This window comes from Brevibacillus gelatini (assembly GCF_003710935.1).
In the GTDB taxonomy this organism is placed as follows: Bacteria; Bacillota; Bacilli; order Brevibacillales; family Brevibacillaceae; genus Brevibacillus; species Brevibacillus gelatini.
The window spans coordinates 25,765-50,301 of the sequence record NZ_RHHS01000006.1; the positions used below are offsets into that span (position 1 = coordinate 25,765).

The window sequence follows — 24,537 nt, forward strand, 5'->3', positions numbered from 1 at the left end:
CATGAGCAAGTACGAAACCGTCATCGGCCTGGAGGTCCACGCCGAACTTTCGACCAAGAGCAAAATTTTCTGCGGCTGCCCGACTGAGTTCGGCGCGCCGCCGAATACACATACATGCCCGATTTGTCTGGGACATCCGGGCGTGCTTCCCGTAACGAACAAGCAAGCGGTAGAGTTTGCGATGAAAGCGGCGCTCGCGCTCAACTGCGAAATTTCCCGCGAGACCAAGTTCGACCGCAAAAACTACTTTTACCCGGATTCCCCGAAAGCGTACCAAATCTCCCAGTACGACCAGCCAATCGGCTACAACGGCTGGATCGACATTGAAGTCAACGGAGAGACGAAGCGCATCGGCATCACCCGCCTCCATCTGGAGGAAGACGCGGGCAAGCTGACGCACAGCGACTTCGGCGGCGAATCGCTGGTAGACTTCAACCGCGTAGGCGTACCGCTCATCGAGATCGTTTCCGAGCCGGACATTCGCTCACCCGAAGAAGCGCGCGCCTATTTGGAAAAGCTGAAAGCGATCATCCAGTACACAGAGGTGTCCGACGTGCGCATGGAGCAAGGGTCGCTGCGCTGCGATGCCAACGTCTCCATCCGTCCGTATGGGCAAAAAGAGTTCGGCACCAAGACCGAGTTGAAAAACATGAACTCCTTCCGCAACGTGCAAATGGGGCTGGAATACGAAGTGCAGCGCCAGACAGAGGTGCTGAACTCCGGCGGTACCATCGTGCAGGAAACCCGCCGCTGGGATGAGGCGAACAGAAAGACGGTCAGCATGCGTTCCAAAGAAGAGGCGCACGACTATCGTTACTTCCCGGACCCTGACCTTGTGCGCATGCAAATTTCCGAGGAATGGATTGAGGCTGTCCGCGCGACGATTCCGGAGCTGCCGGATGCCCGCAAGGCTCGCTACGTAAACGAGTTCGGCCTGTCGCAAGCAGATGCCGAGGTCATCACCATTTCCAAGGAAACAGCCGATTTCTTCGACGAAACCGTCAAGACAGGCGCAGACCCGAAAGCAGTTGCCAACTGGCTGATGGTGGACTTGCTGGCTCACCTGAATGCCAACAACCTGACGTTTGCCGATGTGAAAATGACGCCGCAGGGCTTGGGCGACATGATTAAGCTGATCGCAGACGGCACGATCTCCTCGAAAATCGCCAAAACCGTCTTCAAGGAGATGGTGGAGACCGGAAAAGATCCGAAGAAGATCGTCGAGGAAAAAGGGCTGGTGCAAATCAGCGACGAGGGCGCCCTGCGTCAAATCGTCGTCGACGCCATCAACTCCAACCCGCAGGCAGTAGCCGACTACAAGGCCGGAAACGAAAAAGCAGCCGCTTTCTTCGTCGGTCAGGTCATGAAGCAAACCAAAGGCAAGGCAAACCCGCCAATGGTCAACAAGCTGATCCAGGAAGTATTGAACAGCCTGTAAGGCATCAAAAGAAGCAGCACTTTCCGCTTGGGGAGAGTGCTGCTTGTTTTTTTACACGGACGGGCTGGATAGCGCTTCGCTGCACCGTGCACTTCGACGATGAGCCGTTCATGCGGGCTGAGGCAGTACAAAAGCTTTTGATCGTCGTAAACAGCTCGCGGCGCATCAAGACTTCCTCGGGGGTGCCGTTGCTCTCGGCGGCTGTCGACCAGCCTGCCAAACGCCTCGTCCTGCTCCTCTTCTCTTTGACTGACTGGCTTGATTACCAAAACTCCTCGTTGTTCGTTGACTTACTGCATAGACTACCGGACGCAGGATTTTCTGACAGATGCGCAAAAACTTTTTTAAAAAAACGTCTGCCGAACTTGCCGCGGGTTGGCCGGATTTGTAAGTAATTCCGCTCTCCCCTATAATGAACTTACACGAACAAAAAGGGGGAAGGAAAGTACATGAAGCTGATTTCTGTCAAAGGAGAGAGTGTAGCGCCGGGCAAGGGCGGCTCGCCATCCGATACATTTGACCGTTCGATTGCGACGTGGGAAGACAACGGGCAGCAAAAAACGGTGACGGTGACCTACTGCCGCTACTTCGGCAAGGTGCTGGCTGAGCGGGGCATTTACGACCAGGAGGCGGAAGGGATTCCGGTCACGCATCTGGTCGCTCCGCTGTTTGAAGAAAAGTACCCTGGACAAAAAGAAACGCGTCACTACATTAATGACACCGAAAAATTTGTGGCGCTGTTTGACGGCTTTTCCCTGTCCACATGGAAGGAACGCTACGCGAGTGCCCTGACCTTGGCATGAAAAGAGCGCCGCGACAGCGCCTGTGTGTAAAAGTCGAAAGATTCTGATCCGCCGCCGGAACATCGCGCAAACGTTGCAAAAGGGCATGCTAAGAACAACCATTACCTGGAGATGATTAGCATGCTTTCTGTTTGGATGATGCTTTTGCTGATGACTTCTGCCAGTCCGGCAAGCCCGCCTGGCGCAGCATGTCCGGATGCCACCGCGATGTTTGCGCCAGCAGCGGTTCAGGAGTTCGACGCCTTTTTGCAGGATTGGAGAGGCGGGCTTGCGCTTGCCTCGCTTCGCCATCCGCTGTTTGACCTCACGCGGGTATCGGGCGGTGTTGCCGGAGCTGTGAATACGATCGTTTTTTCCGGGGAGGCGCACGGTGCCGCAGGGGAAATCTCGCTCGTGTTTTACTCGCTGGACGGAGAGAGGATCTACTCTCCGCCAGGGACGGTGCATGTCGCGCGAGTCGATGACAGGCACAGGCAGTTCCGCGTGGCGGCGGCGATCCCGCGCGTGCTGCAAGGCCGCACAGGAGTCGTACAGGTGACGTTTTCCGGAGAGAAAAGAGCTTCCTATTTGCTCAAGGTGCAATTTTGACGGCAGGACGCCATCTGTTGTCTGGATGGCTATGGAAAAAAGGTGGCCGTCCGGTTGGGAAGGATTAGGAGAGGAGGGCTGCTGTTGATTGAGGTAAAAGAAGTCAGCAAGCAGTTCGGGACGATCACAGCGGTTCGCGATTTGACGTTTCGCGTGGAAGAGGGCGAGGTGTACGGCCTTTTGGGCGAAAACGGCGCAGGGAAGACGACGACGATGCGCATGATGGCGACGATTCTCACTCCGACTTCGGGAGACATCGAGATCAGCGGTTTTTCGGTACGGCACGAGCCGCTGGAGGTGCGACGCAGGATCGGCATCCTGTTTGGCGGGGAAGTCGGATTGTACAGTCGGCTGACAGCCAGGGAAAATATCGCCTACTTCGGCAGTCTCTACGGCTTGACGTCGTCGCGGGTGCAGCAGAGAATCGACAGCCTGAGCCGCATTCTGGAGATGGAATCGTTTATCGACAGGCGCGTCGGCGCTTTTTCCCGGGGAATGAAGCAAAAAGTGGCGATTGCCCGCACGCTCGTCCATGATCCTGACGTCATTTTGCTGGATGAGCCGACGACGGGGCTGGATGTAACGGCTGCGACCATTTTTCGCCGGATGGTGGCAAGACTGCAGGAGGAAGGAAAGACGATCCTGTTTTCCAGCCACAACATGGGCGAGATCAACAAGCTGTGCAAGCGGGTTGCGCTGATCCACAAAGGCAAGCTGCGCTTTTCAGGAGGATTGGACGCCTTGCGCAAGCAGTTCGGGACAGACGATCTGGACGACATCTTCATGGCAGTCGTGGAAGGAGGCAAGCTCTGATGGGCTGGCAAGTCATCTGGATCGTTTTGAAAAAGGAGCTGCTCGACCTGTTTCGCGACCGGAAGGCGTGGCTGGGGACGTTTCTGGTGCCTTTGGTCATTATTCCTTTTGTGTTTTTCCTGTTGGGAAACTCTTACAGCAACGTGGAAAAGGAAGCGCGGGAATACGTGCCGCTGGCTGTGCATGGCTCCTCCAGGCTGATTGCGCTTCTGCAAGAAAATCCGGGGGTCAAGCTGCTCCAGCCGGCCGACCCGGAGCAAGCGCTGCAAGCGGGGCAACTGCGCGCCATCATTACGATTCCGGAATCGTTTGACGAGCAGATTCAGGCGGGGAAAACGGCCAAACTGCATGTCGCATTTGACTCGACCAATTCCAAGTCGGTCTACGCCCGCGATCTGATCGAGCAGACTATCGAGAGGTACAGCAAGGAGATCGTGGCGAAGCGGCTCAAGCAGGCAGGCCTGTCCGAGCAGGCGATTCAGCCGATCACCCCTGACTTTCAAAACGTAGCGTCGGAGGAAAGACAGTCGGGCGGGATGCTCGCAGGCTTCATTCCGCTCATGCTCGTTGTGTCGCTCGCCTCTGGAGGAATCGCCTCCGCCAACGACCTTGTCGCAGGGGAAAAAGAGCGGGGGACGCTGGAGTCGCTGCTGACGGCGCCGATTGCCGCCAACCACATTCTCACGGCGAAGCTTTTGGCGGTCATGGTCATGAGTATCATGAGTGCGGGAGCCTCGCTCATCTCGGTATCGCTGGTGATGAGTGTGGGGCCGTTTGGAGGGGCGGGCGACCATTTTTCGCTCGCGTTTTTCTCGCCTGTTACCTTGCTCGTGCTGATTGTCGTCATCCTGCTCATGGCGGCGACTTTTGCCGGACTGGAGCTGATGCTCAGCACAATCGCGAAGACTTTCAAAGAAGGGCAGACGTACATGAGCGGGGTCATCTTCCTGGCGATGGTGCCGTCGTACATGCTGATGCCGCAAAGCCCGGTGGACATCGCGGAGCATTACTACGCGCTGCCTGTGTTCAATGGCGTGGCGCTCTGCAAGGAAGTCTTCTACGGCAAGGTTGACCCGGTGCATGCGCTGGTCGGCATCGGTTCTTCGCTGGTGTACGTGGCGATCACGATATTTTTCGCCTCGCGACTGTTCCGCAGAGAAGGGGCTGGATTGAAAAACTGATCGAGAGCGTAAATCCAGGCTGCTGTTTGTCTCTGTGTCGCTGTCATTTGAAAAGGGCTGGTGAATATCGTGAATCCGTTGTCCATCGGAGTGCTGTACGTGCTTGCTTCGGCTGCCGGCTTTGGCGTGATGTCCATTTTTGCCGTGTACGCCTATGGCGCAGGTGTTTCTGTATCGACGCTCTTGTTTTTACGCTTTTTGTTCGCGGCTGTGCTGTTTTTCGGGCTCCTGGCCTGGCGCAGGGAGTCGTTGCGGCTCAATCGGCGGCAGGTGCTCGCCCTGTTTTGTCTGGGGGGAGTTTTGTACACGCTGCAATCGCTCAGCTTTTTTTCCGCGGTTCAGTACATTTCGACCTCGCTGGCGGCTCTGCTCTTGTACACGTTTCCCGTGTTTGTGGCGGTTCTGAGCTATTTTGTGGAGAAAGAGCCGCTGACGAAAAAGACCGTTTTCGCGATGCTGCTGTCACTGCTGGGATTGGGGCTGGTGCTTGGGCTGTCGTTTGACGGCATTCAGCCGTTCGGAGTCGTGCTGGCGCTCGCGGCAGCGCTGTTCTACTCGGTGTACATCATCGTGGGCAACCGGGTTGTCAAAGGTCTGTCCTCGTATGTAACGTCGGGTTATATCTCGCTGTTCGCGGCAGCGACGACCTTTTTGATCGCGCAAAAAGAAGGCGGCGTCGATCTGTCCTTTGCTCCGGCAGGCTGGTTGGCGTTGGGCGGAATCGTCGTTTTTTCTACGGTACTGGCGATTAGCTTTTTCTTCCGTGGTCTGCAACTGATCGGTTCGACGAAAGCTTCCGTGCTCAGCACGTTCGAGCCAGTCGTGACGATTGGGTGTTCGGCGCTGCTGTTTGGGGAAGCATTCAGCCTGCTTCAACTGCTGGGCGGCTGTGCGGTGCTGGCAGGAGCAGCGCTGATTGTCGCGGGGAAGGAGCCGAAGCCTGGGCAGGCGGAGGAAGGGAAAGCGACTGCGCGGACGATTGAATGGTAATCCAAGTGAAAAAGCGCTTCTGCGAGGCAGTTATGCTGCTGGCAGAAGCGCTTTTTTTACGGATGGGAAAAGTGGGAATTTTCAGGACAAACTAATCGTTTACGCACGTAAAGGGCAGCTACTCTTCCATCTGCGAGCGGATCAGCCAGCCCGCTCCGTATACGCCGGCGTCGTTGCCCAGCGTGGCAGGGACAATCCCGGTTGCTTCCACGACGTACGTAAAGGGCACGAAGCGGGCGAAGGAATCGCGAATGCGGGAAAAGAGGAAATCGCCTGCCGCCGCCACGCCGCCTCCGATGACAAACTTGGCCGGATTCAGCGAAATCGCCAGATGGGAGAGGGCAAGTCCCAAGTAGAGCGCCACCTGATCGGCGATAGAAAGAGCAGCGGCGTCGCCTGCTACGGCTGCTTCGAATACGTCCTTTGCCCCAAGCTTGCCATTTTCGGCCAGCACGGAAGCAAGGTATGGGCTTGTTCCGTTTTCGGCAGCGAGTCGCCCTTCACGGATAATTGCAGTGGCGGAGGCGTACGTCTCCAGACAGCCTTTTTTGCCGCAATTACAGAGTGCGCCGCTGTCTGGCGTTATGGTGATGTGCCCGATTTCCCCGCCGACTCCGTTCATGCCGTGAACGATCTTTCCGTCCAGGATGACACCGCCGCCGACTCCCGTTCCGATTGTCACCAGCACGAGGTCTTGTGCGCCTTTGCCTGCGCCCTGCCACATTTCGCCCAGTGCCGCCGCATTGGCGTCGTTCTCGACAGCGACAGGCCGCCCTGTAAGTGCTTCCAATTTTTTCTTCAAAAAGACAGGCTTGGTCCAGTGCAGGTTGACCGCTTGCATGACAATGCCGTCTTTTGCATCGATAGGTCCGGGGATTCCAACGCCGATCCCGCTCACTTGCTCCAGCGCATAGCCGTGCTTGTGCAGCAGGACGCGGGTCATCTCCGCGATTTTTTGCAGGACGCCATCCTCCCCATCTGCGACTGGCGTAGGCTCTTGAGTTTTGGCCACCAGCTCGCCATCCGGGGTAATCAACGCCATTTTGATTGCTGTTCCACCTACATCAACACCAACGATGATTTTTTTCATCATTCTTCCCCTCGCTCTCCATTTTGCCATCTTTTTCTATATTATCACGCTGTCTCCTGCATAGCGATTCCCAAAAATGGCTATACAGGATATGATGGAAGGAAGTATACCCGTGAGCGAGGGAAGGAAGAAGGGATCTGCCTTGAAACGAGCCAGATTGATCTACAATCCGAGCTCCGGCCGGGAGATCGTACGGCGGCGATTGCCGGATATTCTCGATTTGCTGGAATCGGCCGGATACGAGACCTCCTGCCATGCAACCAGAGGGGAAGACGATGCAACCGAGGAAGCGGCCCGCGCCGTGGCCCGCGGCTTCGATGTCATCGTGGCTGCTGGCGGAGACGGAACCATATACGAAGTAGTGAACGGGATGGCGGAGCAAAAAGCACGCCCCACCCTTGGAATCATCCCCTGCGGAACCAGCAACGATTTTGCCCGGGCGCTAGGCATACCGAAGTCAATCACACGCGCTACAGAGATCATCACCAAAGGCAAGAAGAAGCGCATCGACCTGGGCCGGATCAACAACCGGTATTTTATGAATATTGCGGGAGGCGGCTCCCTCACCAACCTGACCTACGAAGTCCCGAGCAAGCTGAAGACGCTGCTCGGACAAATGGCGTACTACGTCAAAGGGCTGGAGAAGCTGCCCTCTCTGCACCCGATCCGCGTCCGCCTGGAAAATCGCAAGGAAGTGTTGCTGGATGAGGAGATCATGGTTTTCCTCATTGCCAACAGCCATGCCGTCGGCGGCTTCGACAAGCTCGCCCCGGAAGCAGATTTGTCAGACGGCAAGCTGGATGTCATCGTCGTGAAAAAGACGAACATCGCCGAATTCATTCGCCTCGCCGCACAGGCGGTTCGCGGCGAGCATCTGCGCGACCCCAACATTCTGTATTTCCAGGCAGATTATATCAAAGCGACCTCTCCCACAGGCGAGGTGGTCCAGCTCAATCTGGACGGCGAACTTGGCGGACAGTTGCCTTGTGTCGTCGAGGCCTTGCCGGGACATATCGAGTTGTTCGTCCCGTAGGAAGATAGTAAAATGAATAGCAATAGCCGCAGGGATGCCGCGTTCGCTGTGCATCCCTGCCTGCTTCCTTTTGGCCAAAAGCAGCCGGGAAGCAAGAGCGCAAGACAAAAGGAGCAAAAGAATCGTGGCAAAAACAACAAAAAAGCGGCGCGGACCGCAGCAGACCGCCAAGGTAGAGCTGGATGTCCCGGTACGTGTCGGCCAAACCGTGGAAGTGGAGATAACCGGACTGAACCACGAGGGCGCTGGAGTCGGCCGGGTTGAAGGATATACGCTGTTTGTAGACGGCGCACTCGCAGGCGAGCGAGTTCTTGCTCGTGTCGACCATGTCAAAAAGAACTTTGGCTTCGCCAAGCTGACGAAAGTGCTGGAAGCAAGCACCCACCGCGCACAGCCACCCTGTCCGCTGTACGACCGTTGCGGCGGCTGTTCGCTGCAGCACCTCGCCTACGAGGAACAACTGCGGCACAAGCAGCAGATCGTCCGCGACAATCTCCGTCGCATCGGCGGTTTTCAGGTGGAGGGAGAAGGAGCCATCACGGTGCACCCGACGCTCGGCATGACCGACCCATGGCGCTACCGCAACAAGGCACAGGTGCCAATCGGCGAGGAAAACGGCGCCTTGGTCGGCGGCTTTTACGCGGAAAAATCCCACTCCATCATCGACATGAACGAATGCCTCATCCAGCACCAAAAGAACGACGAGGCAGTTGCCACCGTGAAGCGAGCCGCTGCTGCCCTTGGCATCAAGCCGTACGACGAGGTGCGCGGCACAGGTCTGCTGCGCCATGTGGTCGTCAAGGTAGGGGTTAAGACGGGGGAAGTCATGGTCGTGCTTGTGACGACAGAGGAAGCCATTCCGCAGCGGGACAAGCTCGTGGAAGCGATCCGCACGGAGGTGGCGGGCGTCACCAGCATCGTGCAAAACATCAACCCAGACAAGACTAACGTCATTTTCGGCAAAAAGACCGTGACGCTCTGGGGCAGTGACGTCATCTACGATTACATCGGCCCGATCAAATTCGCGATCTCGGCGCGGTCGTTTTACCAGGTCAACCCTGCACAGACGGAAGTGCTGTACAACAAAACGCTGGAATACGCCGGGGCAACAGGCACGGAAACGGTCATCGACGCCTACTGCGGCATCGGCACCATCTCGCTGTTTTTGGCGCAGAAGTCGAAGCATGTGTACGGCGTGGAGATCGTTCCGGAAGCAATCGCGGATGCGAACCGCAACGCCAAGTTGAACGGCGTGGAGAACGCGACGTTCGAGGCTGGCCCGGCAGAGGTTGTGATTCCGGCGTGGAAGGAGCGGGGCATCCGTGCTGATGTAATCGTGGTCGACCCGCCGCGCAAGGGCTGTGACGAGGCGCTGTTGACGACGATTTTGGAGATGCAGCCGGAGCGCGTGGTGTACGTGTCGTGCAATCCGTCGACGTTGGCGCGGGATTTGAAGGTGTTGGCGGAGAGGTATGAGGTGAAGGAAGTGCAGCCGGTGGATATGTTTCCGCATACCGTGCATGTGGAGTGTTGTGCGCTGCTTGTGAGGAAGTAGCATTATTGAGCTGCATTTACCTATATTTATTTATAAATGGTCTGACAAAGCTCAAGCGATATTATGTGCTTGGGCTTTTTGTCTGGAGACGGATATTTTTTCAGTAAGTAAAGTTCTAGTAGATGGGGGAGAGGGAAATTGAGGATGAATTTAATTTCTACTGTAATAACATTGAAATAGCTGCCGTTGGGGAAATTCATTTGCGGATTTCAAAACCAAGCGATAGCCGTGCGACGAATATACTCACTCCGTTTCCTGCTTGACATCAAAATATCTAAATAATACAGTATAAATACATAAAAATAAGGGGATTTTATATGTATAAATTATTATTATTCGGAACAGGAAGTATCTGTAAGGAATTTTTAAGTACTGTTGATTTCGAAAAAGTAAGTATATTAGCTTACGTAGATAATAATGAGAAAATCCAAGGTAATTTAATCGATAATATCAAAGTCATTCCCCCTGTTGACATCATACATTATGATTTTGATTATATTATTATAACAAGCACTTACTATGATGACATTTACAATCAACTGATTAATTTAGGAGTTAACAAAGATAAGATAGTTCCATATCTACATCATTATAGTGAAAGATTTAGTGAATTAATTGATGAACTAAACAGTCTAAACAGTCATACCATTATATTGAATCAATTTTGTTTACACCCAGTAGAACCTTATGCTGCTTGCAATATTCGAAATTTAGGAAGAAATAGATTGATTGATGTTCATCAAACCAAAGATTATGTGAGGCTGTCTTCCTTGGAATTGGTAGCTAAGGAGATTTATGACTCAAACATAGAGGGAAGCATTGCCGAATTAGGAGTGTTTAGAGGGGACTTTGCTAAGCTTTTAAACGAAGTATTTTATGATCGAAAGTTATTTCTCTTTGATACATTTGAAGGTTTTAATGAACAAGACCTTTTTATTGAACGCACTAGTAATTATTCCAATTCCAGCATTCGTGATTTTTCAAACACAAATGTCGAGCTTGTTTTATCGAAAATGAAATATCCCCAAAATTGCATCATAAAAAAAGGTTATTTTCCGGATACAACAGAGAATCTTAATGACGAACAATATGCTTTTGTTAGCATAGATACTGATTTATTTAATCCTATATATTCCGGTCTTAGCTACTTTTATCCTCGTATGGCTAAAGGAGGATATATCTTTATCCACGATTACAACAACTCGAGATTTAAAGGAGCTAAAGAAGCAGTTCGAAAATATTGCGAGGAGAATTCTATTAGCTTCTTTCCTTTAAGTGATTTTTCTGGAACAGCAGTGATCGTTAAATAACTTTTATTGACAAGAGCACTTCACTTGGTTGTTCTCACTGAATACACAACACATATGGAGTGCTGTGCACTGTTGAAGAGAAATGATTAACAACAAGATGGATCAGTGCTCAGGGGCAATCCAGAACGTCAGTATACAATGATGTTCTGGATTGCCCCTTTTACAGTGAGAGTTGTTATCCAAAAATCCTTATACAAATTCTTCGAAAATGTCTAGTGCTTGGTCGATTTTTTACCTTTACCAAGGAGAAATCCGTATGTTGTTTCTGCATGCCCAACTTCAGCAATGAGAATTGCCCTGATTACCTTCTGCTTACTTCTCTTGGAAAAAATCTTCTCCGCTTGCCAAGAAAGCTTTTATTTATTCAGGGATTTTTATGGTAGGGCTCATAGATGCACGAGAGGTATTGAAATGCGCATAGATGTAAATATATGTGGTTAAAGTAAATTATTGGGTTTACTTTTCGGTTTTTTTACATTAAAATCAGTTATATAAAATTTTAGTAATTTCCGCTAAGTCACCTAAAGCTATTCAACATGATTGCTGCTATTCCGATAGTAGTGGGCGGTTTCGCTCGCCAGTTGGTAGAGTAGACACTTACCATGAGAAAGGAATACAGAGATCGTCCAGCTTTTGGAGATACTTTGTTTAGAGTTAGAAAAGCAAAAGCCGTAGTCTTTGCTTCGTTTTTGTCGTGCTTCGACTTCCAAACACGAAAGACCGTATGAATGTTCAAATCGTACGGTAGACGTACGAGTATACACTGCATCAACACAAATGGGGGAAAGGAGTGGAGTGGAACTTTTGCTGGATCGACGATGTGACTTCATCGTTTTGTCTACTTAGGCAGCAGTGAGTGCGGATTTTTAGAAAGGAGATCAGTTTGTTATGAAAAGAAAGTTATATGCATTTTTAGTTGCTGGCATGTCGGCGTCTTTCTTTTTGAATTCCTTTGAAGTATCCGCGAGTGAGGACAATACGATTCCGCTGAACATGTTGCCTGGCACAGTATTGAAATATGATGATAATCTCCAGATGGTTATAGAAAAAGGTGGGCATGCCAAATTCGCTGTTAGCCAAGATTCCAGGAGACTTGATAGGCCGTATATAGTGAATGTTCCTGAAGATGCTACAGAAGAGGAAGCTAGGCAGATTGAACTTGAGAATAAATTGGCAATAAAAGCATTTGAAATGAGTAAGGAGGGCAATTATATTCAAGCGCCTCCACCTAAAATATATCCTGGAATGAAAGTAGTTTATGACGAAGTTACAGGCGAATTAAACAACATTTATTATGTGGATGAAAACGATCCTTCTGGTTATTCCCTTCATAATGAGCCGGTTACAGAACGGGAACTTAATGAACAATCGAGACAAGTAATTCAGGCTGCTACTGGCGATGTCCAGTGGAAATGGGGGACGAATAATCGAAATGTGTTGACGTATCAGGCTAGTGACGATAGTTTTTTAGGGACAGGCAGAGCGACTTATTATACGGGTACAACCGGCAATAGAGATAATAAACTGAAAAATTATGATTGCGCAACTCAGAAGAAATATGATTATTCCAAAAAGGGAGATAAGGATATTACATTAAGAAATTTAGATACAAATAAGACATTTACTTTTTATCAGGCAGATGTAGGAACTTTGCCTGATGCTATTATCGATATTTGGGGAAAAAGCAATTTGCAAACAGTTGCGGGGAATACAACTGCTACTTCCGCGCCTAATGTAAGATATTACCATAAGAGATTTTCGGATCAGAGCATACCAACAAAATAAATTTTTTATCGTTAAGCATATGTAAATCATTGGTATACGCTGTTCTTTTAAAAAATTTTTTTAGAAGTAAACGGCGTATACCTTCAACAGCGATATTATTCAAAATCTATAGCTTTAGGAGTATCGTATGACTATGAAAAAGATAATGATAACATTTGGCAGCATCATCGCTGTTGTTATTTTGGCTATCATTAGTATAAGTATAAATCAACATACACTAGAGAGTAGCACAAAAGGAGAATGGAAAGAACATTTACATATAACAGCTACCGCTTATAATAATGGAAAAAACGATGCTGACGGGATTTCATTAGTATTGTACCATTATTCGATTCCAGATAAAAAAATATCGGAACTCTTGAGGATTCCCGTAGATCCTGGATATCCGGTGGCTTTTGCCGATCTTCCAAACGATAAAGTGTATTTTAGTGATAGCGCTTCAGGTGACGACGTTGATAATTTATATGAATATAATCTAAAAACAAAAGAAAAAAAACAATTAACCTTTGGGAAATTTCTTTTTAATGATCTGTTTGTCATAGATAACAAGGTGATTACAAACGTTGCACCGCAATTCGCTACCGTTACTCAACCGGCCATTTTTGACCAGACAACGAAAGAATTCACTTATCTAAATCCAAACGACGATGACACCTGGTGTTTCTCATTGTCCTATAATTACGCGACAAAAAAGTTACTGAGCCTTACTGCTTCCGATTCCGAAATGAGGACACCCAAAGTTACGGAAGTTACACATATTAGACCAAAAACTCTTTATTTGATGGATTCGGATTTTGGAAATTATCAGCCAATCTACCACACGGACGAATTTGAGATCAGACTGACCAGACAGCTTGATGCAAATAGAATCTTAATGACATACGACCCATTTATGGGTTCACCCAAGCCGAGGACATTAAAGATGTTGTATATTGACAGTCAAAAGGTCGAAGATTTTGATATTCCGGGCATTAAGGAAGTGAAATCTTTTTACCCGAGGGCTAATGCAGAGGGGTTGTTTATTTTAGGAAGGGATACCAATAATCAATATGGACTTTTTTATTATGACATGGTTACAAAGAATTTAAGCAATGTATTTGAGAATTACCCGCTTCCAAAAGATCAATACAGTTTGGTCGACTTTGTTTATAGTATGGAATGAATCTCTGCCGTGTGTTTGGCGGGGATTTTTTTTGCGAAAAGAAAATATCGCAAGCTCGTCTGAACAACAGGAGCAGGTTGTGCATATTAACTGGAAATACTTTTGTACACGCTGGCTTCTGTTGTTCATCAGCTTTGGTTTAGAACTTAAAGTCAAAAAATGTCAAGTTATGAGTTATTCATATATTTTTTGCCAAAATGTTATATGATTAATTTTGACAGCGTTCTACAAAAAACAAACAACCAGGTACAGGATGCGTCAGGCATGGATACTCGCTGAATGATAAAAAGGAGGCGGTAAATCATGAATTTTATCGCGCATATTCGGGAAAGCGATAAACAGATTCAAAGTGTCGCGGAGCATTTGCTGGGAGTAAAAGCATTGGCGGAATCGATCGGCGAGAAGATAGGCGTCAAGCATATCACAGGGCTAGCCGGGATGCTCCATGACATGGGAAAGTATACCGATGAGTTCAAAGACTACATTATAAAAGCCGTGGAAAACCCGGGAGATGCGCCGAAAAGAGGAAGTGTCGATCATTCGACTGCAGGTGGCAGGCTATTATATCAGAAATTTCATACAGGTAGCCCCTCCAGGGGAAGCTGGATTCTCGCAGAGGTCGTCGGAAATGCGATTATTTCTCACCACTCCTACCTCCATGATTTTTTAAATGAGGATTTGGAATCTCCGTACTTGAAGCGAGTCCGGGATAAACCGTTGAAGGAATACGACAAGTCGATGCAGCAATTTTTTGACGAAGTAATCAGTGAGCAAGCGTTTCAACAATATGTATTACGAGCAATCGATGAACTGGAAGCCTATCTCAGCCCACCTTCTGTAGAGAACAGCGAAAGCAAATTGATGTTTCTGAGCAAGTTTGTGTTCAGTGCATTAATTGATGCAGATCGTACGAACACCAGGTTGTTTGAGGAAAACAAACAAGAGGAAACCACTCCATGTCGCCAAGCCTTGTTTCATACATACTATGAGAGACTTATGCAAAAGCTTCACTCTTACCAAGAGAAAGAAGATGCAAAGACACGGATCAACGAGCTGAGAAGGGAATTGTCAGATCAGTGCGACAAGTTTGCGGAGAAGCCGTCCGGTATCTATACGTTGTCCATCCCGACTGGTGGCGGAAAGACTTTGGCAAGTTTGCGCTACGCGCTCAAGCATGCCATTCGGGAGAACAAGAAGCACATTATATATGTAGTACCGTTTACAACCATTATCGAACAGAACGCAGAAGAAGTTCGTAAAATTCTCATGGACGACGCGCATATTCTGGAGCATCATTCCAACGTCATAGACGATATGCGCGATGACGATGAGGCACAGGATGGCATGATGAATGCACAGCAAAAACTGAAGCTGGCCAAGGATAACTGGGATTCACCGATTATTTTTACGACAATGGTTCAGTTTCTAAATGTGTTCTACGCCCGGGGAAGCAGGTATATACGAAGGCTTCACAACTTGTGCGAGTCGGTCATTATTTTTGACGAGGTACAGAAAGTTCCGGTTTCATGTGTATCGTTGTTTAATCATGCACTAAACTTTTTGAAATCATATGGTCATTCCAGCCTTATTCTTTGCACGGCTACCCAGCCGGCTCTTGATTTTGTAGAGCGCCGTCTGGAAATCAGTGCTGACTCTGAAATGATTCAAAACGTGGATCAAGTCATTGAGGCTTTCAAACGGGTGGAAATTGTGGATAAAGCAACGGGGGAAACCTTTGACACGGACAAGCTGGCTGATTTTATTACCGAGAAAATGGAAGAGGTCCAAAGTATTCTGGTTGTCTTAAACACAAAAACGGTTGTTAAGAGATTGTATCGGCAAATAGAGACGCTCGATATTCCTCTCTATCACCTGAGTACGTCTATGTGTGCGGCGCATCGAAACCGCATCCTTGAGCAAGTGCGAGGACATTTGCAGCGTGAAGAAAAAGTGGTATGCATTAGTACGCAGCTAATAGAAGCAGGCGTGGATGTCAGCTTTGATTGTGTGATACGTTCGTTGGCCGGACTGGATTCGATTGCACAGGCGGCCGGCAGATGCAATCGCCACGGGAAAAAGGAAATTCAGCAGGTATATATCATTGACCATGCAGAGGAGAATTTGAAGCATTTGCAGGAAATCAAGGTAGGCAAACAACTAGTGCAGCGAATGCTTATTGACCTCAAAAAGGATCCCAATCAGCACGGCGGCAATCTATTGTCCGTTCAGGCGATGGAGCAGTATTTTAGAAAATTTTATACGGAGTTCAGTTCGCGTTCGCTTTTAAACTATTATATTCGCGGACTAGAGAAGGACATGACAGAGTTGCTGATGGCAAACAGGAACAACAGCTCATATAACCTCGAATACAAAAATTCAAAAAAGGAGAGTCTGCCGCTATTTATCGTGAACAGCTACAGGACGGCAGCAGATCACTTTCAGGTGATCGATGACCAGACAACAGCCGTTCTTGTTCCGTACGGAGAGACAGGAAAAGAGATTATTGCGCAACTAAATGGCGATGAAACGATCAAGAACCTGTCGATGCTACTGCGAAAGGCACAGCAGTATACGATCAGTCTGTTTGCGTATGAACGGGAGCAACTGAGTAAAAACGATGGGCTCGTAAGCTTGATGGACGGAAAAATACTGGCGTTGAGTGAATCGACGTACAGCGAGGACTATGGTCTGGATGTTGAAATGAGTATGTTTTGAATGTGAGTAGAACCTATCTGCATATAGAGATAGGTTCTCGTATCATAAAATATATATTTCAATCCACGCCTTTGGCGACAAAATTAATTATAACATAAAGGGAATGGAATTATAATCTTTCATATAATTTATGATACACAGATTGACTAATTACGAGGGAAATATTACCATTAAGCTATGGATCGGTATATTTCAATCACATCGATAGGAAATGGAGAGGATGTTCATGAGGAAACGTAAGCGTCGGTCATTTACAGACGAGTTCAAGCAACAGGTGGTTCAACTCTACGAGAATGGAAAACCGCGTGCAGATATTTTGAAAGAATACGATCTGAGTGCATCTGTATTTGAACGCTGGGTCAAACAGAGTAGAACCACAGGTTCTTTTAAAGAAAAAGACAACCGAGCGGAGGAACAGAATGAACTCCTTGCGCAGCGCAAGGAGGTTCAGCGACTAAAAATGGAGATTAAAGTAAGCAGCGCTGATCTTCAGACGGCAATAACAGTGATTCGAGAATGAGTACACTTTGTCAACCATCCTCTAAGTGTAAATTGCATAGTAAAGTGCTTAAAGTTCTAGCAATTACTTATGCATATTAGTTGGGTTTGACATGGGGAGGTGGGGATGATAGGTGCTTTGGTCATTGCAACCGCTCATAACCATAAAGGCCCCATGTCAAATCTTTGCATAAATTTTACTTATCGATGTGTGTTGATAAAAATATAATTGTAAAATTAGGTATTTTTCATTTGCCAAACACTCCCAGTTAGTTGATTACTTACTAATAAGTTAATCAGAGTAGGGTTCGTAAAGATCGGTAGTATTAGTCGTTGACACAGTTGAAGGTGGAACTAAGAAAATACGTCAAGTGGTTTAACGAAACAAGAACGCAATCGAAAGTATCGAAGTACACGAGTTTGCAAACCGAGGACACTTAAGAAATCTGTCTGGTTTTGTCTTTACGGTTTACTATTAAGTAAGTCAGTACAAGAGAGGAGGTAATGCTATGCGAAACGCAATCGAGTTTGAAGTTTTTGGGTCTTATGCTCTATTCACCGACCCATTAACAAAAATTGGCGGAGAAAAGCTTTCCTACCAAGTTCCTACATACCAGGCTCTCAAAGGCGTAGTGGAGTCCATTTACTGGAAGCCCACATTGGTGATGATCGTAGATGAAGTGCGGATCATGAACCCAATCCGCATGGAGTCCAAAGGCGTTCGTCCAATCGAATACGGCGGAGGGAATACGCTTGCCAACTACACGTATTTGAGAGATGTGCGCTACCAAGTGCGAGCCCATTTCGAGTTCAATATGAATCGCCCGGAACTGGAGTATGATCGCAACGAGCATAAGCATCACAACATTTTGAAACGCTCACTTCGGGCTGGAGGGCGAAGAGACATCTTCCTTGGCACGCGGGAATGTCAGGCATATGTCGAGCCATGCGTGTTTGGCGAGGGAGACGGATTTTATGACAAATACGAGGAGATTCATCTGGGAACGATGGTGCATGGCATCAATTATCCAGACGAAACCGGGCGGAATCAGATGGAAGTTCGTCTATGGAATCCTGTAATGAAGAACGGGGTTATCCGCTTTCCTAGACCAGAGCAGTGCACGCAAATTCGACCGATTTCTAGTATGAAGCCAAAGCATTTCGACTCTACTAACCTACTCTCCGTGGATGATCTGTTTGCCGAACTGGAAGAGGTGGACAAGCGATGAGCTGGCTATTGAATTTGTACGAAACATACGAAGCGAATCTGGAGTTTGTCGGCAAGATTGAGAGAAAGTACAACGACCAGGAGTACATGCTGCTGCCTGTTTCGCATACTACGCAAAATGCCCATATCGAAGTGGATGTAACGGAAGATGGAGAATTTCATTTTGCGACAGTAGTTGAGAAAAACGATGCCAGCACAGTCATCCCATGTACAGAAGATTCCGCCAGTCGATCAGGTACAAAGATCGCCCCTTATCCATTGCATGACAAATTAAGCTACGTAGCGGGAGATTACAAAGACTATGGTGGAGAAGTCAAAAAGGAAGAGCCCTTTCCGCACTATATCAAGCAATTGGAAGAGTGGGCAAATTCTCCATACGCTGTCGACAAGGTGAAAAGCATCTACCGCTACCTGCGCAAGGGGCGGTTGATTCAGGATTTAGTTGCGCATGGGATTTTATATGTAGACGAAAATCAGCGACTGTTGAGCAAATGGGATAAAAATGCCGAAGCTCGTTACGGAGCCAAGCCACCGATCTTTTCGGTCGTTGCTGGTGAGCAGACAAGCGCGTTTGTCAGATTTAACGTCTACTCTCCGACGAAGGTACTGTCGAAGGTGTGGAACGATCAGCAGGTATACGATTCTTTCATTCAATTTTACAGCAGCAAGCTAGGTGGCGAAGATTTCTGCTACGTAACGGGTAGGAAATTGCCTGCAACAGACAAGCATGCCAACAAAATCAGGAATGCAGCAGACAAAGCCAAGCTGATCTCGGCTAATGACAACAGCGGCTTTACATTCAGAGGGCGGTTTGCACAAAGCCACGAGGCGGCAAGCATCAGCTACGAAGTATCCCAGAAAGCGCATAATGCACTGAAGTGGCTAATCAATCGCCAAGGGAAAATTATCGATCAGAGAGTGTTTCTTGTCTGGAGCAATCAGGAACTGGATATTCCCGGTGTTACTGAGGATTTGTTTGCAATTGATTCTACTTCGGACTCTACCAAAGACAAAATTGCATATACCAATAAAGAATTGGCTGTAGAGGTAGCGAAAGCGCTGGACGGGTATCGCAACAAACTGTCAGGTTTGTCCGACAGAAAAGAAAATGTGAATATTTTGGTTCTCGATTCGGCAACGACGGGGCGCATGGCGGTATTGTATTACCGCAATATGGACAAAGAGCAGTATTTGGACAAGCTGGTGAAATGGCATTCGACTTGCACCTGGTTGCATAAATACCGCAAAAATGACAACGGAGACTTTGTGCAGTTTATTGGAGCACCTGCCTTGAAGGATATTGCATTTGCTGCATACGGACCACGGGCAAGCGAGAAAGTGGTCAAAGGTGTCATGGAGCGAATGTTGCCTTGTGTGCTGGATGGCCGAAAAATTCCATTGGATATCATAACGAGTTCCTGCCGGCGCGCAGCCAATCCCGTTTCCATGGAAAAATGGGAGTGGGAGAAGACGTTGAGCATCGCGTGTGCGCTGATTAACAAACAGGAAGAACAGGAGGGCTTCAAAGTGGCGTTGGATGAAAGCATCAATGACCGTGATTATTTATTTGGCCGTCTGTTGGCCGTGGCAGATGTTTTGGAACGACGAGCGTTGGGGGCTGAGGACCGAGCCAGCAATGCAGTTCGCTACATGAATGAGTTTTCAAGGCACCCAGAGCGAACCTGGCGGACGATTCAGGCGTGCTTGCAGCCTTATCAGGTCAGACTGGGCAGACAAGCGTTCTACTACAACCGGATTATTGATGAAGTTGGGTCGCGTATTCCTGTTGAACAATTCAATAACAAACCATTATCCGGCAAGTTTTTGCTTGGATTCTACAGTCAAAGGCACGACCTGTATACCAAAAAGGGAACGAACGACACAGAGGAAATGGAAACAAACAATTAAAAAGGAGAGAACAATATGACAACTCTGGATCATAAAATCGATTTTGCAGTCGTTTTGTCAGTGACCAAGGCCAATCCTAACGGGGACCCGCTGAATGGCAATCGTCCGCGTCAAAACTATGATGGTCATGGAGAAATTTCTGATGTCGCATTGAAACGGAAGATTCGAAATCGTCTGCAGGATATGGGCGAATCCATTTTTGTACAGTCCAACGATCGCAAGGCGGATTCATATGGAAGCCTCCGTGAGCGTGCAGATGCCAATCCCGAGTTGGAGAAGGTATTAAAGACCAAAAACGTCTCAAGTGATGAGTTTGCCAGAATTGCTTGCCAGGAATGGATCGACGTGCGAAGCTTTGGTCAAGTATTTGCATTCAAAGCTGAAAAGGGAGCCGGTGTATCTGTTGGAGTAAGGGGACCAGTTTCCATTCACACCGCAACCAGCCTGGATCCTATTGACATCTCCAGCATCCAAATTACCAAAAGCGTGAATTCAGAGCCTGGAGCATCTAGAGGTTCTGATACGATGGGAATGAAGCATCGGGTCGATTCGGGTGTCTATGTTTTTTATGGAAGCATCAATACCCAGCTCGCCGAAAAAACGGGCTTCACAAACGAAGACGCCGAGAAAATCAAGCGGGCACTAGTGACCTTGTTTGAAAATGATGCGTCTTCGGCTCGCCCCGAAGGAAGTATGGAAGTTCACAAGGTGTATTGGTGGGAACATCAGTCCAAGCTGGGCCAATATTCCTCTGCAAAGGTGCATCGTTCGTTACTGATCGAAAGGCTTGTAGAAGAACCTAAGAAATTTGAAGACTACATGTTCTCGGTACAACCATTGGATGGGTTGAAAGTAGAGATTTTGGATGGAATTTAATGAAGACGATCATTATTTACTTTTGTCCGGCATTCAGCATTTTCAATTTTGCAAACGACAGTGGGCATTAATTCACATCGAACAGCAGTGGGAGGAGAATGCCAGAACGATCGAGGGCGTACACCTTCATCGGAAGGCAGATCAACCGTTTGCCAGAGAAAAGAGAAGGGACAAACTGATCGTTCGGGCAATGCCTGTAAAATCGGAAAATCTCAAGATTACAGGTGTCTGTGATGTCGTGGAGTTTGTAAAAAGTGATAACGGCGTTGAAATCAATCGGGCTGAAGGCAAATACGCTGTATACCCGATTGAATATAAACGTGGAAAGCCGAAAAGTGGAGAAGAGGATGTCGTACAACTAGTTGCCCAAGCAGTTTGTCTTGAGGAAATGCTGTTGTGCGACATAGACCTCGGCTATATTTACTACGATGAAATCAAGCATCGAGTCGAGGTTTTCCCCTAACGGCTGGTTTGAAAGAGAATGTGAAGCGGATTGTTACTGAGATGCAAGATTACTATACTCGCAGACATACTCGGAGTTGATCGGTGTAAAAAGAGGGAACATTTCAAACGGGTCGCATCTTACGTGGATGCGTGGATTGAAATGATGGCGATAATATCGTTCTCCTAAAGGATCAGGAGAAGTTGGGAAGGCTGCCGTTACACAACTTGGAATCGATCATCTCATTTGGCTACACTGGTGCCAGCCCAGCTCTGATGGGATATTGCGCTGAGCGGAATATCTCATTGACATTCTTCACCAGAAATGGCCGGTTTCTTGCCAGAGTGATTGGGGAAAGCAAGGGAAATGTCGTCCTGAGAAAAAAACAGTATTTGGTGTCAGAGGATGAAGTTCTTTCCGCAAGAGTTGCTCGTAATTTTATATTAGGCAAGATTTACAACCATAAATGGATGATTGAAAGAATGACAAGAGACTATCCTTTACGGATCGATGTTGACCGATTTAAGGATGCATCCAAGCAGTTATCCTCTTTACTTTTGGATGTGAGGAAATGCGAAAATCTGGAGAGGCTAAGGGGGCTGGAAGGTCAGGCGGCTATTTGCTACAACAGAATATTTGACTCCATGATTTTACAGCAAAAAGAGAGTTTTTACTTTCGTGGTCGCTCACGGAGACCTCCGCTGGATAACGTGAATGCAATGCTGTCATTCGCCTATTCTCTATTGGCAATTGATATGGCGGCGGCACTGGAGGGTGTTGGATTAGACGCATATGTTGGTTTTTTGCATCGAGATCGGCCAGGGAGGGCCTCTCTGGCCCTAGATGTGATGGAGGAACTGCGAGGAGTCTTTGCAGATAGGTTTGTGCTGTCGTTAATTAACAAAAAGATTGTGAGCAAGGAGGATTTTTTAGTAAAAGAGAATGGTGCTGTAATTATGGGGGATGAAGCGAGAAAGAAGTTCCTAACGGCATGGCAAAATAAAAAACAGGAGAAAATTACTCATCCTTACCTTGGGGAGAAAATTTCCTGGGGCCTGGTTCCGCACGCACAAGCTTTATTGTTAGCCCGTTTTTTACGTAATGATTTGGATGAGTATCCTCCCTTTTTGTGGAAGTAGGTGAATGGTTTGCTGGTATTGATTACGTATGATGTGAGTACAGCCAGCAGTGCAGGGCAAAAAAGACTTCGCCGTGTCGCGAAAATATGCCAAAACTACGGTCAACGTGTCCAACATTCCGTGTTTGAATGCATTGTGGATTCCACGCAGCTTACTTCATTGAAGCTAGAATTGCTCTCGATCATCGATCAAGATCAGGATAGCCTCCGTATTTATCAACTAGGCAATCATTATAAAAATAAGGTAGAGCATTTGGGGGTGAAAGAATCAATTGACTTAGAGGGACCACTGATTTTCTAGTGCGAATGTGTAGCGCACACGAATTCCCAAGGAGATTCGCACCTGAAAAACGCGCCGAAATGCCAGATTTTTGTCTGTTTTCTCTAGTTATCTTAACGCATGAATGAATTTAGGCGTATTTTTATTACAAATATAAAACGAAAGTATATTTGAAGTGAAAATTCGCTGTCGCATCCTACGCGGATGCGTGGATTGAAATTTCATCGGCCTGTTGTCGATATTGACGAACACGTGGTCGCATCCTACGCGGATGCGTGGATTGAAATATCGACGAGACGAGCACGCGGTCGCCCGCCTTTAGTCGCATCCTACGCGGATGCGTGGATTGAAATTACGAGGTCGACGCCCGTGTGAAACGCAGGCGCTCCCGTCGCATCCTACGCGGATGCGTGGATTGAAATACGATGGCGAAAAGGTCAAGGTCGAACAGGGCCTCGTGTCGCATCCTACGCGGATGCGTGGATTGAAATTTGCGGAACTCCTGGACCGCGCGGACACCGAACACGTCGCATCCTACGCGGATGCGTGGATTGAAATCTTATTGGGAATACGACAACATCCAAGCGCACCTGTCGCATCCTACGCGGATGCGTGGATTGAAATTTGCGGATTTCCTGAGCCACGCGGACACCGAACACGGTCGCATCCTACGCGGATGCGTGGATTGAAATGCGAGCGCGGATACGGGCACCTTGTGCTCGAACGTCGTCGCATCCTACGCGGATGCGTGGATTGAAATCACGTATAATATCGCAGGTACCGCGTCCGACCCCGTCGCATCCTACGCGGATGCGTGGATTGAAATTGCTGCAATCCGCTTGTCGCGCTCCTCCTTGAGTGTCGCATCCTACGCGGATGCGTGGATTGAAATTGCCGCTCCATGAAACCGTGAGCTGCCTTTTCGATGTCGCATCCTACGCGGATGCGTGGATTGAAATTTCGGCTATCCTACGGGCATTGTCGCTGGTTGCTCGTCGCATCCTACGCGGATGCGTGGATTGAAATAGCATGAGTCAGGTCAAGACTATCCAAAAAGTCGTCGTCGCATCCTACGCGGATGCGTGGATTGAAATGTAGTCGCCTTGGAACTTGTCAGCAGGCAACTGTTGTCGCATCCTACGCGGATGCGTGGATTGAAATAACATCACCTTGGACGGAAGAGAGTATGGCGTACTTGTCGCATCCTACGCGGATGCGTGGATTGAAATATCCAGGACACTAGCACAGCTAAGGAGTTGGCGGTCGCATCCTACGCGGATGCGTGGATTGAAATGTCACTCCAGTTGCGGCGCGACAACTCCACGATAATAGTCGCATCCTACGCGGATGCGTGGATTGAAATGACCAGTGGTACGATCTTGGCTTTTCCTTGTTTGGGGTCGCATCCTACGCGGATGTGCGGATTGAAATAACGTCAGGAGCGGAAAACGCGGGATTGTACGACACAAAAAGGCGATTAGCGAACCGACCATGCAGTGCTGTCGAGGGCGTAGATCACCGTGCCAAGCATCTACGACTTGGCATATAATGCTCCCCCTGCAAAAGCAGAGCGTTTCTACCATATGTTCGCATTCCCCCAAAAGACCGCACCGCTCCCCTCACTACGGCAGGGGGAGCCCCGATCATCTATCTGACCTATCATAACCCAAAGGAACGAGAAACTAAAACAAGTCGCCAGGTCGT

17 protein-coding genes, 3 pseudogenes and 1 CRISPR repeat array are annotated in these 24,537 nt (G+C 48.3%); of the genes and pseudogenes, 19 read left to right on the forward strand and 1 reads right to left on the reverse strand.

The features are described 5' to 3' along the window. Nucleotide 1: 1 nt before the first annotated feature. The 6 genes from gatB to EDM57_RS01275 all read left to right on the forward strand — a co-directional run bounded on the left by gatB (nt 2) and on the right by EDM57_RS01275 (nt 5,813). Complete coding sequence (gene gatB, locus EDM57_RS01250) at nt 2-1,438, forward strand: Asp-tRNA(Asn)/Glu-tRNA(Gln) amidotransferase subunit GatB (RefSeq protein ID WP_122902970.1); 1,437 nt, start codon at nt 2-4, stop codon at nt 1,436-1,438. Between the two features lie 449 nt (nt 1,439-1,887). After that, nucleotides 1,888-2,241, forward strand: a complete 354-nt coding sequence (locus tag EDM57_RS01255; protein WP_122902971.1) for a hypothetical protein — start codon at nt 1,888-1,890, stop codon at nt 2,239-2,241. 120 nt (nt 2,242-2,361) lie between these two features. Further along, the gene (locus tag EDM57_RS01260; RefSeq protein ID WP_122902972.1) at nt 2,362-2,829 is read left to right on the forward strand and encodes a hypothetical protein; all 468 of its coding nucleotides are present in this window, start codon (nt 2,362-2,364) and stop codon (nt 2,827-2,829) included. Nucleotides 2,830-2,913: 84 nt separating this feature from the next. Beyond that, on the forward strand, nt 2,914-3,642 hold the full coding sequence (locus EDM57_RS01265; protein WP_122902973.1) for an ABC transporter ATP-binding protein: 729 nt from the start codon (nt 2,914-2,916) through the stop codon (nt 3,640-3,642). Continuing rightward, the gene (locus tag EDM57_RS01270; RefSeq protein WP_122902974.1) at nt 3,642-4,823 is read left to right on the forward strand and encodes an ABC transporter permease; all 1,182 of its coding nucleotides are present in this window, start codon (nt 3,642-3,644) and stop codon (nt 4,821-4,823) included. Before EDM57_RS01265 ends, EDM57_RS01270 begins: the two co-directional genes overlap by 1 nt. A 69-nt stretch (nt 4,824-4,892) precedes the next feature. After that, complete coding sequence (locus EDM57_RS01275; protein WP_122902975.1) at nt 4,893-5,813, forward strand: DMT family transporter; 921 nt, start codon at nt 4,893-4,895, stop codon at nt 5,811-5,813. A 118-nt stretch (nt 5,814-5,931) separates the two neighbouring features. Here EDM57_RS01275 and EDM57_RS01280 read toward each other — a convergent pair whose 3' ends face one another. Continuing rightward, complete coding sequence (locus EDM57_RS01280) at nt 5,932-6,903, reverse strand: ROK family glucokinase (RefSeq protein WP_122902976.1); 972 nt, start codon at nt 6,901-6,903, stop codon at nt 5,932-5,934. Between the two features lie 142 nt (nt 6,904-7,045). On the opposite strand from EDM57_RS01280, the gene EDM57_RS01285 reads away from it, so the two are divergent. The 13 genes and pseudogenes from EDM57_RS01285 (at nt 7,046) to cas2 (ending at nt 22,854) form a co-directional block, all read left to right on the forward strand. Beyond that, on the forward strand, nt 7,046-7,936 hold the full coding sequence (locus tag EDM57_RS01285) for a diacylglycerol kinase (RefSeq protein ID WP_122903018.1): 891 nt from the start codon (nt 7,046-7,048) through the stop codon (nt 7,934-7,936). 124 nt (nt 7,937-8,060) lie between these two features. Next, nucleotides 8,061-9,491 (forward strand): 23S rRNA (uracil(1939)-C(5))-methyltransferase RlmD, encoded by a 1,431-nt coding sequence (gene rlmD, locus EDM57_RS01290; RefSeq protein ID WP_122903017.1) that lies wholly within the window; start codon nt 8,061-8,063, stop codon nt 9,489-9,491. A 317-nt stretch (nt 9,492-9,808) separates the two neighbouring features. Further along, nucleotides 9,809-10,801, forward strand: coding sequence for a TylF/MycF/NovP-related O-methyltransferase (locus tag EDM57_RS01295; RefSeq protein ID WP_122902977.1), 993 nt, complete (start codon nt 9,809-9,811; stop codon nt 10,799-10,801). A gap of 888 nt (nt 10,802-11,689) precedes the next feature. Then, the gene (locus EDM57_RS01300) at nt 11,690-12,586 is read left to right on the forward strand and encodes a hypothetical protein (RefSeq protein WP_122902978.1); all 897 of its coding nucleotides are present in this window, start codon (nt 11,690-11,692) and stop codon (nt 12,584-12,586) included. Between the two features lie 127 nt (nt 12,587-12,713). After that, nucleotides 12,714-13,748 carry a hypothetical protein gene (locus EDM57_RS01305; RefSeq protein ID WP_246005705.1) on the forward strand — a complete coding sequence of 345 codons (1,035 nt, stop codon included), beginning with the start codon at nt 12,714-12,716 and terminating at the stop codon, nt 13,746-13,748. A gap of 303 nt (nt 13,749-14,051) precedes the next feature. Beyond that, entirely contained in the window at nt 14,052-16,463 is a 2,412-nt protein-coding gene (cas3, locus tag EDM57_RS01310; RefSeq protein WP_122902979.1) for a CRISPR-associated helicase Cas3', read from the forward strand. A 226-nt stretch (nt 16,464-16,689) separates the two neighbouring features. Beyond that, nucleotides 16,690-16,974, forward strand: a pseudogene (locus EDM57_RS01315) (transposase); the annotation flags it as partial. 496 nt (nt 16,975-17,470) lie between these two features. Further along, nucleotides 17,471-18,190, forward strand: a complete 720-nt coding sequence (gene cas5c / locus EDM57_RS01320) for a type I-C CRISPR-associated protein Cas5c (protein ID WP_122902981.1) — start codon at nt 17,471-17,473, stop codon at nt 18,188-18,190. Then, a complete protein-coding gene (cas8c, locus tag EDM57_RS01325) occupies nt 18,187-20,097 on the forward strand; it encodes a type I-C CRISPR-associated protein Cas8c/Csd1 (RefSeq protein WP_122902982.1) in 1,911 nt (636 codons plus the stop codon). Before cas5c ends, cas8c begins: the two co-directional genes overlap by 4 nt. Nucleotides 20,098-20,112: 15 nt before the next feature. Continuing rightward, a complete protein-coding gene (gene cas7c / locus EDM57_RS01330) occupies nt 20,113-20,973 on the forward strand; it encodes a type I-C CRISPR-associated protein Cas7/Csd2 (RefSeq protein ID WP_122902983.1) in 861 nt (286 codons plus the stop codon). Further along, nucleotides 20,963-21,507, forward strand: a pseudogene (gene cas4 / locus EDM57_RS01335) (CRISPR-associated protein Cas4); the annotation flags it as partial. The gene cas7c and the pseudogene cas4, both read left to right, overlap by 11 nt. Nucleotides 21,508-21,579: 72 nt before the next feature. Continuing rightward, a pseudogene (cas1c, locus tag EDM57_RS01340) lies at nt 21,580-22,554 on the forward strand (type I-C CRISPR-associated endonuclease Cas1c); the annotation flags it as partial. Nucleotides 22,555-22,563: 9 nt separating this feature from the next. Then, on the forward strand, nt 22,564-22,854 hold the full coding sequence (gene cas2, locus EDM57_RS01345; RefSeq protein ID WP_122903020.1) for a CRISPR-associated endonuclease Cas2: 291 nt from the start codon (nt 22,564-22,566) through the stop codon (nt 22,852-22,854). A 167-nt stretch (nt 22,855-23,021) separates the two neighbouring features. Then, nucleotides 23,022-24,264: direct repeats of the CRISPR family, unit length 32 nt; unit sequence GTCGCATCCTACGCGGATGCGTGGATTGAAAT. Nucleotides 24,265-24,537 lie beyond the last annotated feature (273 nt).